We start from the raw sequence: 17,530 nt of genomic DNA on the forward strand, positions 1-17,530 counted from the left end.
AGTGAAAAAGTTTTTTCTAGTTAAATTTACTCTTTTTTTACTTTTATCCCTAAATACAAATGCTCAAAAAAGCTTTCATATAAGTAGTTCTGATTTAGTAAAAATTGAGCAAAAATATGGAACAGCAGGCAGACAAAAAGTTGAAGATTGGGATTCTATGATTGAATCTGCAAAAAATCAATCTATATTAAACCAACTTCAAATGGTAAATGATTTTTTTAATAAAATTCCATATAAAACAGATTTAGCTCACTGGAAAAAGAAAGATTATTGGGCAACTCCTATTGAATTTATGGGAACAAATGGTGGAGATTGTGAAGATTATGCAATTGCAAAATATTTTTCACTAATAAAATTAGGAGTTCCAGATAGCAAACTTAGAATTACTTATGTATCTTACTCAAAAGCAAATAGTAAATATGATCAAGCTCATATGGTATTATCATATTACCATAAAGCTGGTGGAGAACCAGTAATTTTGGATAATATTAATAAATCTCTACAACCAGCATCAAAAAGAACAGATTTAACACCAGTTTATAGTTTTAATGCAAGTGGTCTATGGCAAGCACAAACAAAAGGTGAAACAAGAGCTGGAGACAACAATCTTAAATCTTGGAAAGATTTAATGAACCGATTTTAATTAGGAGAAAAAAATGTCTTTATCAAAACAACTTTATCTAATAATATCATTGATATTTTTTATGATTTTTACAGGTAATTTTATAATTAGTGTAAAAAATACAAAAGAGTATTTAGAGACTGAATCAATTTCAAAAGCTCAAGATACAGCAACAACATTGGGGTTTAATCTAAAAACTTTAATTAGCAATAAAAATAATCCAGAAATAGAAACAACAATAAATGCTGTTTCAAATAGTGGTTTTTATAAAGAAATTAGACTTGAAGATGCTCTTTTTACAATAAAAGAGAGCGATTTAGTAAAAGCTTCAAAGGATTTAGAAACTTCTATTTGGGAAGTATCAAATATCGAAATTGACCCAAAAATAGGAATTTTAGAAACTTTAACTCAAAGTGATGATTTTATGCAAGAGTTAATTACTCTAAATGGTGCAACTCCAAATGATGATAATAAAAATATAACTCCTAGTGAAGATATTTATACTTTTATTCCTAATTCCAAAAGTAGTGGGAAAATATCTTTAGAAGTTAAATTTACAGCTACAAATCAAGAGGGTAAAGTAATAAATACAAGTGCTGTTTTAAATTTAGATAAAATTTTAGTTCAAGTAAATAGAGATATAAAATTTGACTCTGTTCCACAATGGTTTATAAATCTAATTCCTATTGATTTAAGTGAGCAATATACTGAGATAAGTGATGGTTGGAGAACAAGTGCAGTTTTATTTGTAAGTGCAAATCCTGGTGAAGCTTATAATAAACTATATAGTCAAGTAAAAAGTTCAATTTTTTACTCAATTATCGCTTTTGTAATCTCTATTTTAATTCTATACTTTTTTGTTCAATATCTTTTAAAGCCACTTAAAAGTCTTGAAAACTCTGCAAAAGCAATAGCTCAAGGTAATTTTACAAAAATAGATAAAAAATCAAATACAACAGAGATAATTGCTTTATCAAATGCTTTCAATGATATGTCAACTAAAATAAAAGCAACTATAGATAGATTAAATACAAATATAGAAAATATGTCTAAAAAACTATCAAGTGATGAATTAACAACTTTAGCTATAAGACAAACTTTTGAAACAGATATGAAACAACTTTTTATTGATAAATCAAAAGGTTATATTTTAAGTATAAAAATAGCTAATTTAGGAGATTTTGCAAAATCTCACACTTCAAATGAAGTAAATAATTTCATAAAAGAGTTTGCAAATATTTTAGAGAGTACGAAATTAGAGGATAATAAAAAAACTTTTGCTTATAGATTTTTTGGTTCAGAGTTTGCAATTATTGCAAAAGATTTTACAAATGAAGATATTAAAAAATTTGCAAAAATATTGAAAGATAAATTTGAGAAATTGGGAGAGAAATTTGCTAAAAAAGATGTTGCACATATTGGAGCGGCTATTTTTAACCCATTTAGTACAACAGCTCAAATTTTACAAAGTGCAAATCAAGCTTATGAAAAAGCTACCATTATTGGACAAAATGAGATTTTTATAAGTGAAGAAAATGAACTTGTAAAAGATATGGAAAGCTGGAGAGAGTTTGTAAATGACACAATTGAAAATTCAAATTTCACAGTAAAATATATAGGAAATTTCACAAAATGTGATAAAGATGAAATAATAATGCAAGAAGCATTTACATCAATAAAAGATAAAGATAATAACGATATTCCAATAGGGACATTTGTATCTATTGCTGAGAAATATGAAAAAGTTGTTGATTTTGACAAAAAAGTTATTGAAAAAGTAATAGATTATATTCTAATCAACGATACACAATATGATATTGCAATAAACTTATCTTTGGAATCTATTAATAATACAGCATTTATAGCTTGGATTAAACAAAAACTAATAGAAAATAAAAATATTGTTTCAAAACTTGTTTTCTCTGTTACTGCTTATGCTGTTGCAAAAGATATCGAAAAATTTAAATTCTTCGCAGAAGAGATTCAATCTTTAGGAGCAAAAGTTATTATAAAAAGATATGAGATAAAATTTATCTCATTAAATGATATAAAAGAGTTAAATTTAGACTACTTAAGATTAGCAAGAGAGTACACAAATGATGTTTGTATTGATATTTCTAAACAAAGTTTTATTGAATCTATTGCTGAAATTTCAAATCTTCTAAATATTAAAGTTCTAGCAGAAAATGTACAAAAAGATGAAGATTTTAAATATATTAAAAACTTAAATCTTTTTGCTGCAAGCAGGTAAATCAAGTCTTTTGACTTGATTTAAAATATAATGTTTATTTTAAAAAAAATCATCTCAGCATTTTTACTACCAATTCCAATTGGAATCTTTATACTTATTTTAGCTTCTATTTTTTTATTAAGAAACTCCTATAAAAAAGCAAAGATATTCCTCTTTATAGCTATTTTATGGTTTCTTCTAATATCTAATCAAACTATTTCAAATGCTATTTTATCTCCACTTGAAAATACTTATCCTGCACTAATAAATACTCCAAAAGTAAACTATATCTTAGTTTTGGGAAATGCTCATAAAAGTGATAAAAATTTAAGTATAAGTTCTCAAGTAAAATCAACTGCTATAAATAGGCTTGTTGAGGGAATTAGACACTATAAAAATCTAGAAAATAGTGGACAAAAAAGTAAATTAATAGTTTCTGGATATAGTTTTGATGATATAAATTCTCATGCAAAAATGCAAAAAATATTAGCTATAAGTTTAGGTGTAAATGAAAATGATATTATTACTCTTGATACTCCAAAAGATACAGTTGAAGAAGCTATTGAGACAAAAAAAATAGTAAATGATGAGAAAATAATTTTAGTTACAAGTGCTAGTCATATGAAAAGAGCAGTAAAACTATTTGAACAAAAAGGCTTAAATATTATTCCAAGTCCAACAGAACATAAAGCATATAGAGATACTTATCCTAGTTCATATTTCAACTCAAATAATATAAAAAAAGTCGAATTAGCTTTTCACGAATATTTAGGAATAATCTATTCTAAAATAAAAGGTGAATTTTAATTCACCTCTATTAAAAAAAGATTAATCCTCATCATAAAACTCTAACTCTCTAAAAGCATCAAAAACATTCCTACTATTTAGCTCTTCAAACATAGCAATATCTTTAAAATCATCCATTGTTACAATTTTTGTAATATCATCAGCCATAGTCCCTGCTTCGATAGCCTCTAAAATCCTTGTTTTTAAAAGTGAGAAATAGTTTTTAGTATGGTCCAATGCTGTTTTTGTAGTATTTGTTCCATGCCCTGCAACTAAAGTATTCCAATCATAACTCTCTATTTTTTCAAGAGCCTTTAAAGTTCCAATTATTGAACCATCTCTATTTGATGTAATTCGCCCATTCATTACAATATCACCCGTAAACATAACTTTTTCATTTGGTAGATATACTATTAAATCATCACTTGTATGAGCTTTTTCTTTCATTGCAATAATCTTTAAATCTTTATTTCCAACTTGTATATTTGTCTCATCAACTACAATTTCATCAGCTTTAATAATCTTTGTATTTTCCATATCTTTACTATCTAAAATCTCAAAAATTCTTGGTTTTGACTCAGCAGTATAATTCTCATTTATAGATTTTGGAGCATAAATTTTTGAATTAAATTTATCTTTATAAAAGCTATTCCCCATCCAATGGTCATCGTGTTCATGAGTAACAATAATTGTACTAACTTTTAAATCTTCAATTTTTTTCATAGCTTCATAGGTTTGTTTGGCAAAGTTATAGCTAGTTCCACTATCTATTAAAATATAACTATCTTTTGCATTTATATAACAAGAGTTTGCCATGAAACCACCATTATCTTTTGATGGAACTTCAGTTTTTCCAAAAAAACACCAAATATCTTCACTTACTTTTTGCGGTTTTAAGTTATAATCAAATCCAAAAGCATAGATAGCTAAAAGAAATGAGAGGGAAATCTTTTTAAACATTTTAGGTTCTCCTATTTTTATATTATAATTTTAGATTATATATTAATATCGCTTTTATATAATTAATTTTAAGAAAATAAGGAAATTTATGGATAAAAAACGACAAATGGTATTTAATTTAAATAACTTTTTATTAGCTTTTAGTGATAGTTTAAATACTAAAAAAGCTACTTATATAGCTATTAATTTAGGATTAAAACTTGGATTTAGTGCTGAAAAATTGTCTGATTTATGCTCTTACTCTTTGGCATATCCTCTAGGTAAAAAGTCTTTAAATAATTTTAATTTTTTAGATAAAAATCATTTAGAAGATAGCTTATTTTTAGCTATTTGCGAATTTTCACAAGATTTAGCTAAAAAGTTTGATTTTTCAAAAAATAGCTTAGAGCAAAAGATAGAAATTAAAAAGTTTGTAGAAAAACAGAATATTGATGAAACTATAAAAAATAGTTTTTTTGAAATTTCAAGTAAATTATCTTTTTGGCTTGATTTAGAAAATGAGAATGAAATAGTACTTTTCATCTATTCAAACTTAAGTGATTTTACAAAGGTTTTAGATTTTGAAGAGATTTTAAAAATGACAAAAGAGATTAACTTATTTATAAATCAGAAATCAGAAATCATTGAAAAAGCAGAAGTTATAACAGATTTTTTTGAATTTGAGCATAAAGACAAACAACTATTTTTGATAGCTTCAACTTTGCAAAATATTGGAAAACTAAATATTTCTAAAGAGATTTTAGAAAAAAAACAAGCTCTTACAATTGAAGAAAAAGAGATTATAAAATCTTATCCATACCATACAAAAAGAGTTTTAAACTCTATTATGGGCTTTACTGATATTTCTAATCTTGCTTTTAAAGTTCAAGAAAGATTAGATAGTAGTGGAAGCTTTGGTTTAGAAGCAAAAGATTTAAGTTTTAAAGATAGACTTTTAATTTGTCTAGTTATTTATAATGCTTTAAGAGAAAAAAGAGCTTATAGAGGAGATTTTTCTCATAAAGAAGCAATAGATATTATGAAAAATGATGCTAAAAATGGGAAAATTGATGAAAGCATAGTTGATATTTTTGATAAGATTTTTGAAGAAATTTAAAAAAATAAAAGTTTGGAAAAAATCCAAACTTTTTTATATTATGGTTTAATAGTTGTCAAACCAACACTTAACCAAGATTGCATTCCGCCTCTATACCACTTCATTTTCTCTTGTGGATAACCAATAGCTATTAACTCTTTCATAGCTTCTGGAGATTGTCCACACCAAATACCATTACAAAACATTAAAAGAGTTTTTGCATTTGAGAAATCATACTTTCCATCTTTTTCAACTACTCCAAAAGTTTCTAAAACCTCTTTAAATTCATCTGGATATTGAGATTTTTTTGTATAAATATATGGAACATTTATTGCACTAGCAATTGTTTCATGGTTATACCAATTTTCAGTTCTTGAGTCTATTAATAAAAGATTTTTATCTGTTTTTGCCTTTTCAATAAACTCTAAAACCTCTACTTCTCCATAAGTATCAATATTTGGAGCAGCTTTCATAGGTGAAATCTTTCCAAAATATGTTACAAAACTTCTTTTACAATTTTCATTTACATTTAATGCTGCTTGATGATTTCCGCCAAAAATATCTTTTGGATCAAAAGCTACATTTTCACACTCTTTTGGTTTTACTTCTCTTTTTATAGTAGTTTTTTTACCATCATCAAGAGTTACCTCAACTCCACTTATTTGTAAATCAGCTGCAAAAATCGAACTTGCAACAACAGCACTTCCTAAAAATATCTTAAACATTTGCTCTCCTTAATTTTAAAATATGATAAAAATCAATTTTAACAAAAAGCACTAAAAAGAGCAAGTTATTCGATACTAAGTAATTTTTAGATAAAATCTAGCCTATTTTAGTAACATATTAGGATTTTTAATGAGCGATAAATATGAACCATCAAAGGTAGAAGATAGTTTTTATAAAATTTGGGAAAGCAGAGGTTATTTTGAAATAGATGGAAATGAATCTATTCAAGAACCAAACAAAAATTTTGCTATTATGATGCCACCACCAAATGTAACAGGAAGTTTACATATAGGTCATGCACTTACATTTACACTACAAGATATTATCACAAGATACAAAAGAATGGATGGCTTTAAAACTCTTTGGCAACCAGGAACTGACCATGCAGGAATTGCAACTCAAAATGTAGTAGAAAAACAACTTTTAGCTGAAGGTACTACAAAAGAAGCTTTAGGAAGAGAAAAGTTTTTAGAGAGAGTTTGGAAATGGAAAGAGTTTAGTGGGGGAACGATTGTTCACCAAATGAGAAAATTAGGAGTTAGTCCAGCTTGGTCAAGAGAGCGATTTACTATGGATGAAGGCTTAAAAGAAGCCGTTAAAGAAGCCTTTGTAAAGCTTTATGATGAGGGAATGCTAACTCAAAATAACTATATGGTAAATTGGTGTACACACGATGGAGCTTTAAGTGATATTGAAGTTGAGCACGAAGAGATAAATGGTAAATTTTATCATATGAACTACCATTTTACTGATGGCTCAGGTTTTGTAACAGTTGCAACAACAAGACCAGAGACATATTTTGGTGATAGTGCAGTTATGGTAAATCCAGATGATGAAAGATATAAAGATATAATTGGAAAAGAAGTTCTTTTACCACTAATAAATAGAAAAATAAAAATAATTACAGATTCTCATGTAGATATGGAGTTTGGAACAGGTGTGGTAAAAGTAACTCCAGCACACGATACAAATGACTACGAGGTTGGGAAAAGACACAATTTAGAGTTTATAAAATGTTTTGATGAAAAAGGTATTTTAAATAGTGAATGTGGTGAATTTACAGGTTTAGAGCGATTAAAAGCAAGACCAATTATAGTACAAAAACTTCAAGATGAAGGCTTTATAGTAAAAATTGAAGAACATAATCATCAAGTAGGACACTGTTATAGATGTAAAAATATTGTTGAACCATATATCTCTAAACAGTGGTTTGTAAGTAAAGAAGTAGCAAAAAAATCAATAGAAAAAACTTATGCAGGTGAAGCAAAATTCCACCCACCACATTGGTTAAACTCATATAGAGCTTGGATGGATGAGCTTAGAGATTGGTGTATTTCAAGACAACTTTGGTGGGGGCATAGAATTCCAGTATTTTATTGCGATAACTGTAATCATCAATGGGCTACAAAAGAGGATGAGCCAAAAGAGTGTCCAAAATGTACTTCAAAAACTATTCATCAAGACCCAGATGTATTAGATACTTGGTTTAGTTCTGCTTTATGGGCATTTTCACCACTTGGTTGGGGAAATAATAAACAGATGAAAAATACTTTTACTGAGAATGATTTAAAAGATTTTTATCCAAACTCACTACTAATTACTGGATTTGATATTATGTTTTTCTGGGTAGCTAGAATGATGATGATGGGTGAACATTTTATGGGTAGTTTACCATTTAAAGATATCTATATGCACGCTCTTGTAAGAGATGAATTTGGTGCAAAAATGTCAAAAAGTAAAGGGAATGTAATAGACCCACTAGATATGGTTGAAGAACATAGTGCTGATATTATCAGATTTACTTTAGCATATTTAGCTGTTCAAGGAAGAGATATTAAGCTAGGTGCAAAAAATTTAGAGCAGTTTAGAAACTTTACAAATAAACTTTACAATGCTAGTAATTTTTTAAGTTTAAATGTAGAAACTTTCCCTGATTTAAAAGATATTACTATAAAAACTCCACTTGGACTTTATATGCAAAGCCGATTAAGTAGTGCAGTTGATGAAGTAAGAGCAAATTTAGAAAGCTATAAATTCAATGAAGCAGCAAGTACACTTTATAAATTTGTATGGACTGAATTTTGTGATTGGGGAATAGAGTACTCAAAAGCTTCTAAAGATAGTATTGTAGAACTTGGAGCTATTTTTAAAGAGACACTTAAAATGGTAAGTCCATTTATGCCATTTATTTCAGATTATTTATATCATAAACTTAGTGGTACAAGCTTAGAAAATGGAAGTTCTTTAATGATTATGAATTTTCCAAAAGATATTAAAAAAGATGAAAATATTGAAGCTATGTTTGCAATTATCGAAGAGGCTATTATTGCTATACGAAGAGCAAAAGTTATTATTGATATGGGAAATTCAAAAATAGCAAAAGCATATATAAAACTAGATAAAAAGATAGATGAAAATATAGCTAAACCATTTATTGAGAAGTTAGCAAAAGTTGAAAATATAGAGTTTGTAAGTACAAAAGTTGAAACCTCTATAACAGATGTTTCAAATAGTCTTGAAGTATATCTTCCAACACAAGAGATAGATATGAAACCAATCATTGAAAAGCTAGAGAAACAAAAAGAGAAAGCTCAAAAAGAGTTTGATAAATTAAATGGTATGTTATCAAATGAAAGATTCGTAGCAAATGCTCCTGCAAATGTGATAGAAGAAAATAAAAAAGCTCTTGAAGAGGTAAAAACTAGGTTAGAAAAAATTGAAGCTGAACTTAAAAGTTTAAGTTAAGAATTTAAAACTATAAAAAGACTTATTAAAAATAAGCCTTTTTATTTAACCATTTAATTTATACATAATTTTGTTACAAATTCTAATAATTTCCTCTTGTTCTTCGCTACTTAGTTCAATTTTACACTCCATATTTTTAAAAATATGAGCTGTTTTATCTTTTAAATCTTTACCTAATTGAGTCAATTTTATCAATTTTCCTCTCTCATCTTTTTGTGATTGAATCCTTGTTATATATGATTTTTCTTCTAATCTTTTTAAAATAGGTGTCAATGTAGCTGAATCAAAAAAAGTCTCTTTACTTATATCTTTTATTAAAATATTATCGTTATTCCAAAGTGTCATCATAACTAAATATTGTGGGTATGTTAAATGAAACTCTTCTAAATCAGGTCTATAATCCCTTATCATAGCATTTGATGTAGAATTTAATAAAAAACAAATCATTTTTGAAAAATTGAACTCTTGACTATTCATTTTTTTCCTTTTTATTAATTATAGCAAAATATATCTTGTGTACAAACTTATTGACAAAAATATTTTTTTCTGTTAATATTACTTTGTATACAAAATATTTGCTAGCAAGATAAAATCTAAAGGAATAAAATGAATCAAGTTTTAAATTATGATGGTATAACATCAGTATTGTTAAATAATTTACCTTCAAAAGAGGTTGCAAAAGGAATAAATCAATATATCCTTTGGGAAAATAAAGATGGAAAATCTACAGCTATTTATGAATTCAAGCCAAATAGTAAGCTCCCTTTTATAGATTCTCACGATATTTTTGATGAACATATTTATGTAATCTCTGGAATTTTTAATGATGGTATTAATGACTATGAAAAAGGAGCTTATATAATAAATCCTAAAGGTACAGCTCATTTACCACAATCACAAGAAGGTTGTATGATTTTAGTAACAAACCAATAAATATAGCCTTAAAAAAGGCTATATTTTTATTTAAAAGGGATTGTAAACTCTACATTTACATCAAAATAAGCTCTATTTAAATCCCAAAAAATTGTTTAATCCAAATAATTTCATCAGAACTTAACTCTATTTTTCTTAACTCTTTTTTATCTTTATCTAAAATAATAAGAACGCTATTCTCAAGTTTCAAATACTCTTTTCCCCACTCTTTTTCAAGCTTATCAGTAATATGAAAAATTTCAGCATTAGATGGTTTCTCTTTTTCCCTACCATCTTTATAAACTATTGCTAAACCACCTGTTCTTTTTTCTAAATTATAAGGAAAATACTCTTGTAAAATTGTATAAACTCTATGATTTTTATTCTCTGGTAAAGCATCCTTAAAACCAATAAATCCAACAATAAAAAATATAACAACAAACCCAATTAAAAGTAGATTTTTACTATTTTTACTCAAACTATTTCTCCCACGATTTAATATAATCTTTCACTTTTTTATCTAAAAATTGCATTCTTTCTCTTCCCTTTGGCATAGTATTTCTTAGCTCTTTTAACTCTTTTAAAAAATCTTCAATACCATTTGGAATTAAATTTTTTAAATACTCTTTAAAATTTTTTGCAAATGCAGGAGAACTTCCACTTGTAGAAATTGCAATAGTTAAATCACCTTTTTTTATATAAGATGGAAATATAAAATCACAATATTTTTGTAAATCTACACAATTACAAAGAGTATTATTATAATCTCTTGTTTCAAAATATATCTGTTCTTGTAAAGAGAAATCATCAATTGCAGCAATAACAATATCAAAGCCTTTTGCATCACCATTTTCATAAGCTTTTACAAAAAATTCTAAAGAGTTTTCTTCTATTAAGTTCTTAATCTGTGTATTAAATTCTTTTGAAATCAAAGTAATATTTGAAGAAAAATTTAAAAGATGTTCTAACTTTTCTAAAGCTATATTTCCTCCTCCAACTATTAAAATACTTTTATCATCAAATTTTAGAAAAGCTGGAAAATATGCCATAAATATCCTTTTTTATTTAAATTCATTCTAACAAATATTAGATTAGGCTATCTTAATACAAGTCAATATTTAAAGAAGTATATTAAGTTACAATTTTTTTAATTTCAATTAGGAGAGAAATATGACTCAAATTCCACATCTTGAGCTAAAAAATGAAGTATTACTTAGAATTCAAAAGAATTTTCCACTTGCAAAAAAACCTTTTCTTGCTATTGCAAATGAACTTCATACAACAGAAGAAGAAGTTTTGAATATTTTAAATAAAGCAAAAGAGGAGAATATAATAAGACAAACATCTGCAATATTTGATACCAAAAAACTAGGATATAGCTCCTCTTTAGTAGCATTTGAAATAGCTAGTGAAGATATTGATAATACAGTTGATATATTAAATACACATCCTGGAATCTCTCATAATTATGAGAGAAATCATACATTTAATATCTGGTTTACAATAGCAGTTGCTCCAAATTCAGCTTTAGGTTTGGAAAAAACTATCGAAATTTTAGCTAAAAAAACAAAAGCAAAAGGTTTTATAATCCTTCCTACTTTAAAACTATTTAAAATCTCTGTAAAACTTGATACTACAAATAAAGAGGAAAAACAAGAGGAATTAGCTAAAAGAAGTTTTACAGAACTTGAATTAACACCTTATCACTATAAATTTATCAAACTTCTTCAAATGGATATAAAATTTGTTAGTGAACCTTTTAAATTTATAGTTGATGAACTAAAAATTAACTATGATGAACTTTTTAATGTTATAAAAGATTTTATAAATTCTGGTGTCATGAGAAGATTTGCTTCAATATTAAATCATAGAAAAGCTGGATTTAGTGCAAATGCAATGGTTGTTTGGGAAATAGATGAGTCAAATTCTCAAGAGTTTGGAGAAAAAGCAGCCTCATTTAGTGCTGTTAGCCATTGCTATTTAAGACCAAAATATCCAAATTGGAACTATAATCTTTTTACAATGATTCACGGAAAAACAACGCAAGATACAAAAGATACTATAGATGACATTGCAAAAGTTATAGAGTATAAAGATAGAATGGAGCTTTATTCAAGTAGAGAGTTTAAAAAAGTAAGAATTATTTACTTTAGTGATGAGTTTGAAACTTGGGAAAAAACAAATAATAATTAAAGGATTTTTATGAAATTTTTAGAACTTGAAGCTGCATATATTGTAATTGCCATATTTATTTTAATTATTACAACTATTGTAACAACTAGAAAATTTTCACCAAAAAATAGCTTTAAAAAGATTTTTCCCGTTGTTTTTATAATTTTAGCTATCTTAATAACTTTTCATTACAATATGACAACTACTAGAATGGCAGAAGTTGAAGGAGCTTTTTTAAAAGGTGAAACTATAATTTGTGAAAATAGAACAAAAAAAGAGTTTTCAAAATCTATTATGATAAATGATAATAGAGGTTGGAATTTAAAAGATAATGTTTTTACAAATCCTGAATATTTCAAAGGTTTTCATAGTGCAAGATGTGTAAAAATGCTTGAAAACCTTGAGAAAAGAGATAAAAATTAAATAAATTTTTACTCTTTTTCTTTTAACCATTTCCTTTTTAAATTATGAATATAAATTATTAATATAAAAAACATAGAAGAAGTTATTCCTAATGCTATTAAAAGACTAGTTTCACTTGGTATTGTATCAAGTAAAATTAATTTTCTTATAATTACAACAAAGGCTATTTCTAAAAATGTTAAAGAGTAATCAAAGCCATTTTTAATAAAAAGAGTTTTTACAATTGCTATTACAATTAAAGTAAACAAACCATCAGTTAAAATAGTTTTAATAGAGGTAAAGTCTAAAGCTCCTTGTTCCAAGGTAAAAGAGATAATTTTATGACCTAGACTTAATAAACAAATTGCCAAATAAACAATCATTATTATTATAAAAAAGTATTTAAGCATATTAATAAATCTTAAAAGTATTGTATCAACTCTATTTTCTAAAACTTTATCAATATTATTTACTTTTATAAATAATCTTTCTATAAAACTCTTTTTTTCTTCCTTTTGCATTTTTAATTTTTTCCTAACCTAGTTATTTTTGCGAATAGTATCACAAAAAAACATAAAAAAAGGTACTACATTTTAACAATTTAAGAATTTTCCTAATTCTCTATTTTTCATAATATTTTTATAGTTTCTAACACTTCCATGCATTGAAATATAAATACTATTTTCAATATTTGCATTTAAAAATCCCATAGCCATAGCAAAATTCAATGTAGCTTCAATCTTATTTATTGATATAGGTAACATAGCACCTACTAAAATAATTCTTTTATTTTTTATAAATTCATCTAGAAAAGATGCTGTTAAATCCATAGTATCTGTTCCATGAATAACTATTATATTTTGATTTTTACACTCTTTTATAGTTTTTACAATTATTTTTCTATCATCTTCATTCATCTGTAAACTATCTTTAGAGATAATATTTATAACTTCAAAATCTATATTATGGCAAAAGCTTAGAATCTCTTCCAAAGCTTTACCATCTTTTGGAACTTCTAATTCTCCATTTAATGGATTATAAATCTTATTAAAAGTTCCACCTGTATTTATAACTGTAATCTTAGATTTTGTCATAGTTTTGAACCATATTTTTTGGTTGTAATAACTCCTCTAACTCCTCTTTTGTAAAAAGTTTCTCTTCAAGTAAAATGTCATAAACTCTTTTTCCTGTTCTTAAAGCCTCTTTTGCAACAGCTGAACTTTTTTCATACCCTAAAATTGGATTTAATGAAGTTACTAATGTTGCAGAATTTAAAACATTATTCATACACACTTCAGGATTCGCAGTAATTCCTTTGATACACTTTTCAGCTAAACTTTCAAAAGCTCTTCTCATCATATTTATAGAGATAAATAATTTATAAGCAATTATTGGTTCAAATACATTTAATTGAAGTTGCCCATGTTCACTAGCAATTGAAATTGTTGCATCAGCACCAATTACATCAAATGCAACTTGATTTACAACTTCAGGCATAACAGGATTTACTTTTCCTGGCATAATAGAACTTCCTGGTTGCATAGGAGGAAGATTTATCTCATTTAATCCAGCTCTTGGTCCAGAACTCAAAAGTCTTAAATCATTGCAAATCTTTGATATCTTTATAGCAATAGATTTTAACATTGCTGAGATTTGAACAAATGAACCAGTATCTTGAGTAGCTTCAATCATATCTCTAGCTTTATAATAATCAGTTCCTGTAACATATTTTAAATTTTTAACTACAAGCGCTTGATACTCTGGTTTTGTATTTATTCCAGTTCCAATTGCTGTTGCTCCGAGATTTACCTCTTTTAATAGATTTTGAGCTGTTGTAAGCCTAAAAATATCATCGTCAATCATTGTTGCAAATGTTTTAAACTCTTGTCCTAAAGTCATAGGAACAGCATCTTGAAGTTGAGTTCTACCCATTTTTAAAATATCTTTAAATTCAAAAGCTTTCTGTTTAAAACTATCTCTTAAAATTTTAAGACTATCTTGAAGTTTAAATATAAGTTCATAAAGTGTAATTTTAATAGCAGTTGGATAAGCATCATTTGTTGATTGACTCATATTTACATGATTATTTGGATGAATTATATTATATGAGCCTTTTTTTTCACCCAAAATTTCTAAAGCAATATTTGCTATTACTTCATTTGCATTCATATTTGTAGAAGTTCCCGCTCCTCCTTGAATTGGATCAACTATAAACTGATCATGATATTGTCCATCTATTATTAAGTCACAAGCTTTTACTATTGCATTTTTTTGAGCTTCACTTAAATCACCTAATTCAAAATTTGTTAAGGCACAAGCTTTTTTTACTTTTGCTAAAGATATTATGAAGTTTGGGAATATTGAAATCCCAATTGTAGTAATATTAAAATTCTCTTTTGCTCTTAGGGTTTGAATACCATAATATTTATCATTTTCTATCTCTTTTTCACCTAAGAAATCTTTTTCCATTCTATGTAAATTATCCATATAAATCCTTTAAAATAATTTAAAGAAAGTATAGGACAATCCTACACAAAAAAAGCTTATCTATTTTTTATTAGCTCATCAACTATTTTAATTAAATAGTTACTTGAAATTTTTGCACTACTATCTAAAAATTCATCAAAATCAAAACCAGCTTCCATATTTGCACTATCACTAATTGCTCTTAAAATAAAAAATGGAATATTTAAAGCATCACAAACAACAGCAACACTTGCACCTTCCATCTCTAAAGCATCAGCATTAAAAGTTTTTTCTATAAACTCTTTTGTATCATTAGAGTGAATAAACTGATCACCAGTTGCTATAATTCCTTCAATTACTTTTAAATTATTATTTGTTGCAACTTTTTTAGCAAGTTCTAAAAGTTTTTTTGAACTCTCAACAAAAACTTTTCCACCAGGAACATATCCATTTGGATGCCCAAAAGCTGTAATATCCAAATCATGTTGGCAAAGTTTTGTTGCTACAATCAAATCTCCGATATTCAAAGTTGGGTTAATAGCTCCTGCAACACCTGAAAAAAGAAGGGTATCACAAGAAAATTTTTGAATAAGTGTTGAAGCTGTTAAAGAGGCAAAAACTTTTCCAATTTTTGAATGAGCTATAACAATATCAAGCCCTTTATAATTTACTTCATAATACTTATTATCTGCATATTCAATAGTTTTATACTCTTTAAAAAACTCTAAAAGAGGATCAATCTCCTCTTGCATAGCCCCCATAATTGCTAATTTAGTCATTTAAAACCTCTAATGTTTCATTTAAAGTTTTCATATCAGATACATTTAAAGTTGGTTTATCTGTAATTTTTTTGTTTAAACCTTTTAAAACAGCCCCTTGTCCAAACTCAATAAAATAATCAATTTCATTAGCAAATGCTTTAATTGATTGTTTATATTTTACAGGACAAATTAATTGTGATGAAAGAAGATCAACAGCTTCATCTTTTGTTGAATAAATATTTGCACTTACATTAGAAACAACATTTAAAAACTCATCATTTAAAAACTCAATTAAATATGGTTTTAAATTTTCAACTGCACTTTCAAGTAATTCACAATGTGAAGCTACACTCATATCTAAAACTAAAGCTCTTTTAGCTCCTGCACTTTTAAAAGTATCAACTAAAGATTCTAAATCGGCTTTTAATCCTGCAAGAACAAGTTGTCCATCCATATTATAATTTGCAGCCCAAACTTTTAGACCTTTTTCTCTCTCTTGCTCACAAATAGTTTCAACTTTTTCATCATCTATTCCAACTAGTGCCATCATTCCAGCTCCTGCTCCACTACAAGCTTCTGCCATAAAAGTTCCTCTTTTATTTACAAGTTCAATAGCATCTAAATAATCTATAGCACCTGCTGCAACTAATGCTGAAAATTCTCCTAAAGAGTGTCCCATTACAAACTCTGGTTGAATATCTATCTTCTCTTTAAAAACTGCTAAAGCTATACAGCTTACCAATAAAATAGCTGGTTGTGTAAATTCTGTTTTTCCTAAATTATCGTTCTCTTCAAATAAAAGCTTTTCAAAATCTATATTTAATCTTTCACTTGCATTTTTTACCATCTCTTTTGCAATATCACTATTCTCAAAAAAATCTCTTCCCATACCAATAGCTTGGCTTCCTTGACCAGGAAAAATAAAAGCAACTTTTTTCATAATGTAACCTCTTTATTTAAAATTAAATTGCCCAAATGTATCACTACACTCGGGCAATATTTATAGTTCTTAATATTAGTAAAATTTAATTAATGGCAACCACATCCACCGTGTCCACCACCAGTTCCGCATCCACCACCATGTGAATGCCCATGGTCATGATCGTGGTCGTCATCTTCACCTGCACATCCACAACCTCCACCAGTTCCACATCCACCACCGTGAGAGTGACTATGTCCACCACCTCCACAACATCCACCACCCATAGCAGCAAATCCACCTACAACACCTGTTTGAACCTCTTCATCAGTCGCATCTCTTAAACTTAAAATTGATACTGTAAACATTAAAGTTCTTCCAGCCATTGGATGATTGTAATCAATTGTTACTTCTTTATCATCAAAAGATTTTACTACAACTTGAATAGTCTCTCCATGCTCACCTGAACCATATAAAGACATACCCTCAACTAATTCAATACCTGCAAATTGCTCTTTTGGTAAAGTTTGAACTGCTTCATTATTGTACTCACCATATCCATCTTTTGGTTCAACTAAAACATCAGCCTCTTCATTTGCAGACATTTTAACTAATTTATCTTCAAGACCTTGAATAATTTGACCTTTTCCAGAAACAAACTCTAAAGGAGCTTGTCCTACGTTTGTATCTAATTGTTCACCAGTTTTTGCATCTTTTAGTGTATATTCTATCCCTATTACTTTGTTTGACATTT

General features: G+C 27.2%; 19 protein-coding genes. 8 read left to right on the forward strand and 11 right to left on the reverse strand.

Translation table 11 applies throughout. From position 1 onward, the window contains the following. Position 1 precedes the first annotated feature (1 nt). The 3 genes from AFAEC_RS08185 to AFAEC_RS08195 are packed head-to-tail and all read left to right on the forward strand — an operon-like array spanning position 2 to position 3,659. Positions 2-643, forward strand: a complete 642-nt coding sequence (locus tag AFAEC_RS08185) for a transglutaminase-like cysteine peptidase (protein WP_026806163.1) — start codon at positions 2-4, stop codon at positions 641-643. A gap of 13 nt (positions 644-656) precedes the next feature. Further along, the gene (locus AFAEC_RS08190; RefSeq protein ID WP_026806164.1) at positions 657-2,873 is read left to right on the forward strand and encodes an EAL domain-containing protein; all 2,217 of its coding nucleotides are present in this window, start codon (positions 657-659) and stop codon (positions 2,871-2,873) included. Between the two features lie 30 nt (positions 2,874-2,903). Continuing rightward, positions 2,904-3,659, forward strand: coding sequence for an ElyC/SanA/YdcF family protein (locus AFAEC_RS08195; RefSeq protein WP_026806165.1), 756 nt, complete (start codon positions 2,904-2,906; stop codon positions 3,657-3,659). Between the two features lie 21 nt (positions 3,660-3,680). Here the strand turns inward: AFAEC_RS08195 and AFAEC_RS08200 are convergent, their stop codons facing one another. Further along, positions 3,681-4,598 carry an MBL fold metallo-hydrolase gene (locus tag AFAEC_RS08200; protein WP_026806166.1) on the reverse strand — a complete coding sequence of 306 codons (918 nt, stop codon included), beginning with the start codon at positions 4,596-4,598 and terminating at the stop codon, positions 3,681-3,683. Between the two features lie 88 nt (positions 4,599-4,686). Between AFAEC_RS08200 and AFAEC_RS08205 the strand changes: the two genes are divergently transcribed. Continuing rightward, positions 4,687-5,694, forward strand: a complete 1,008-nt coding sequence (locus tag AFAEC_RS08205; RefSeq protein WP_026806167.1) for an HD-GYP domain-containing protein — start codon at positions 4,687-4,689, stop codon at positions 5,692-5,694. Positions 5,695-5,732: 38 nt separating this feature from the next. On the opposite strand, the gene AFAEC_RS08210 is transcribed toward AFAEC_RS08205, so the two are convergent. Beyond that, a complete protein-coding gene (locus AFAEC_RS08210; protein ID WP_026806168.1) occupies positions 5,733-6,398 on the reverse strand; it encodes a rhodanese-like domain-containing protein in 666 nt (221 codons plus the stop codon). A 130-nt stretch (positions 6,399-6,528) separates the two neighbouring features. Between AFAEC_RS08210 and AFAEC_RS08215 the strand changes: the two genes are divergently transcribed. Next, positions 6,529-9,144 carry a valine--tRNA ligase gene (locus tag AFAEC_RS08215; protein ID WP_026806169.1) on the forward strand — a complete coding sequence of 872 codons (2,616 nt, stop codon included), beginning with the start codon at positions 6,529-6,531 and terminating at the stop codon, positions 9,142-9,144. 45 nt (positions 9,145-9,189) lie between these two features. Here AFAEC_RS08215 and AFAEC_RS08220 read toward each other — a convergent pair whose 3' ends face one another. Continuing rightward, positions 9,190-9,621, reverse strand: coding sequence for a MarR family winged helix-turn-helix transcriptional regulator (locus AFAEC_RS08220; RefSeq protein ID WP_026806170.1), 432 nt, complete (start codon positions 9,619-9,621; stop codon positions 9,190-9,192). A 129-nt stretch (positions 9,622-9,750) separates the two neighbouring features. Between AFAEC_RS08220 and AFAEC_RS08225 the strand changes: the two genes are divergently transcribed. Next, positions 9,751-10,077 carry a cupin domain-containing protein gene (locus AFAEC_RS08225; protein WP_026806171.1) on the forward strand — a complete coding sequence of 109 codons (327 nt, stop codon included), beginning with the start codon at positions 9,751-9,753 and terminating at the stop codon, positions 10,075-10,077. A gap of 76 nt (positions 10,078-10,153) precedes the next feature. On the opposite strand, the gene AFAEC_RS08230 is transcribed toward AFAEC_RS08225, so the two are convergent. Together AFAEC_RS08230 and AFAEC_RS08235 are read right to left on the reverse strand one after the other, a co-directional pair. Further along, positions 10,154-10,534: a hypothetical protein gene (locus AFAEC_RS08230; RefSeq protein WP_034216570.1), complete on the reverse strand. Its 381-nt coding sequence runs from the start codon at positions 10,532-10,534 to the stop codon at positions 10,154-10,156. A gap of 1 nt (position 10,535) precedes the next feature. Further along, the gene (locus tag AFAEC_RS08235; RefSeq protein ID WP_026806173.1) at positions 10,536-11,105 is read right to left on the reverse strand and encodes a precorrin-2 dehydrogenase/sirohydrochlorin ferrochelatase family protein; all 570 of its coding nucleotides are present in this window, start codon (positions 11,103-11,105) and stop codon (positions 10,536-10,538) included. A gap of 121 nt (positions 11,106-11,226) precedes the next feature. Between AFAEC_RS08235 and ahbA the strand changes: the two genes are divergently transcribed. Further along, a complete protein-coding gene (ahbA, locus tag AFAEC_RS08240) occupies positions 11,227-12,249 on the forward strand; it encodes a siroheme decarboxylase subunit alpha (protein ID WP_026806174.1) in 1,023 nt (340 codons plus the stop codon). Positions 12,250-12,258: 9 nt separating this feature from the next. Further along, positions 12,259-12,651, forward strand: a complete 393-nt coding sequence (locus tag AFAEC_RS08245; RefSeq protein ID WP_034216571.1) for a hypothetical protein — start codon at positions 12,259-12,261, stop codon at positions 12,649-12,651. Between the two features lie 8 nt (positions 12,652-12,659). Here the strand turns inward: AFAEC_RS08245 and AFAEC_RS08250 are convergent, their stop codons facing one another. The 6 genes from AFAEC_RS08250 to AFAEC_RS08275 all read right to left on the reverse strand — a co-directional run bounded on the left by AFAEC_RS08250 (position 12,660) and on the right by AFAEC_RS08275 (position 17,528). Further along, positions 12,660-13,151, reverse strand: coding sequence for a hypothetical protein (locus AFAEC_RS08250; protein ID WP_026806176.1), 492 nt, complete (start codon positions 13,149-13,151; stop codon positions 12,660-12,662). A gap of 72 nt (positions 13,152-13,223) precedes the next feature. Next, the gene (locus AFAEC_RS08255; protein ID WP_034216573.1) at positions 13,224-13,724 is read right to left on the reverse strand and encodes an asparaginase domain-containing protein; all 501 of its coding nucleotides are present in this window, start codon (positions 13,722-13,724) and stop codon (positions 13,224-13,226) included. Further along, positions 13,711-15,117: an aspartate ammonia-lyase gene (aspA, locus tag AFAEC_RS08260; protein ID WP_026806178.1), complete on the reverse strand. Its 1,407-nt coding sequence runs from the start codon at positions 15,115-15,117 to the stop codon at positions 13,711-13,713. The genes AFAEC_RS08255 and aspA overlap by 14 nt, the downstream gene beginning before the upstream one ends. Before the next feature lie 56 nt (positions 15,118-15,173). Next, a complete protein-coding gene (locus AFAEC_RS08265) occupies positions 15,174-15,875 on the reverse strand; it encodes a 5'-methylthioadenosine/adenosylhomocysteine nucleosidase (protein ID WP_026806179.1) in 702 nt (233 codons plus the stop codon). After that, positions 15,868-16,797 carry an ACP S-malonyltransferase gene (fabD, locus tag AFAEC_RS08270; protein ID WP_026806180.1) on the reverse strand — a complete coding sequence of 310 codons (930 nt, stop codon included), beginning with the start codon at positions 16,795-16,797 and terminating at the stop codon, positions 15,868-15,870. The genes AFAEC_RS08265 and fabD overlap by 8 nt, the downstream gene beginning before the upstream one ends. Before the next feature lie 89 nt (positions 16,798-16,886). Then, complete coding sequence (locus AFAEC_RS08275; protein ID WP_026806181.1) at positions 16,887-17,528, reverse strand: FKBP-type peptidyl-prolyl cis-trans isomerase; 642 nt, start codon at positions 17,526-17,528, stop codon at positions 16,887-16,889. Positions 17,529-17,530: the final 2 nt, after the last annotated feature.

This window comes from Aliarcobacter faecis, assembly GCF_013201705.1.
Classification (GTDB): Bacteria; Campylobacterota; Campylobacteria; order Campylobacterales; family Arcobacteraceae; genus Aliarcobacter; species Aliarcobacter faecis.